At 39.1% G+C, this 963-nt stretch carries 2 protein-coding genes; one reads left to right on the top strand and one right to left on the bottom strand.

The annotated features are described in order from the left end of the window. The coding region (locus ACRCJ0_RS15695) for a thiamine pyrophosphate-binding protein (RefSeq protein ID WP_431391117.1) at nt 1–159 on the bottom strand (159 nt) is incomplete at its 3' end. Between the two features lie 384 nt (nt 160–543). Between ACRCJ0_RS15695 and ACRCJ0_RS15690 the strand changes: the two genes are divergently transcribed. Continuing rightward, nucleotides 544–963, top strand: a 420-nt coding sequence (locus tag ACRCJ0_RS15690) for an ATP-binding cassette domain-containing protein (RefSeq protein ID WP_431391115.1), incomplete at its 3' end; no start/stop codon positions are given.

Raw genomic sequence — 963 nt, 5'->3', positions numbered from 1 at the left:
ATGACGAGCTAAGACGTGATTGACATTCTGGCGGAAAAATTCATCATATATATGTAAAGCTGCACCACCAGGATAGCCAAAAATAATCTCTGCACCTTGATCTCGCAAGGCATTGACGAGCAATTCCGTTCCTACACTGGTCTTCTTCGTTCTCTCCACATGAGCACCCCATTTCTTTAAAATTTCATTTCCTTGGTATTGAAAGCAATAAAAAAGGCATCCCACAAACAGTATGTGGGATGCCAAGTCCCACTCAACATCGAATAGGACTCAAATTAACAGTAGTTAATTCCAGTCCTACGTCACGATAATGACTACAATATTAAAATTCGCTGCTTTGAACGATTTCATAATGAGTGAAACTCCTCTCGTCTTTTTTAATGATTCAATAACGAAAGTATACTGAGAACTCTTTAACTTGTCAATGGATATTTTTAATTGTTTTCTCATTTATATATCTGTGATTCGCCATATTGACTTTCTTACTTGGTATGATAAGTTTAATTTAATAGAATATTCGACTACATTTAGAAAGGATACGCCATGACATCAACCACAGAAAAAACCATCATCGAACTCGACAATGTCTGCTTCAACCGCCAAGATAAGGCCATATTAAAAAACATCCAATGGACCATCAACCAAGGGCAACACTGGGCCCTACTTGGTTTGAATGGGTCTGGTAAGTCGTCCATCATCAACATTCTAACCGGCTATCATTTTCCCTCTAGCGGTCAGGTGAAGGTCCTTGACCAGTTATTTGGCGTATCCTCAATCCCTGACCTACAAAAACGAATCGGTATAGTTTCTGCTAGGATCAACCAAGAAATCCCAAGCCACTTATCTGTATTAGATACCATTATTTCGGGTAAATTTGCCAGTCTAGGCCTTTATCAAAACGTGACGGATTCTTTAATCCAGGAAGCTGAAGACCTCTTAGACACCTTTAATTTCGCCGCATTC

The sequence above is a fragment of the Aerococcus sp. L_32 genome, from assembly GCF_050689315.1.
This window is presented reverse-complemented; position numbering and strand designations above follow the sequence as displayed.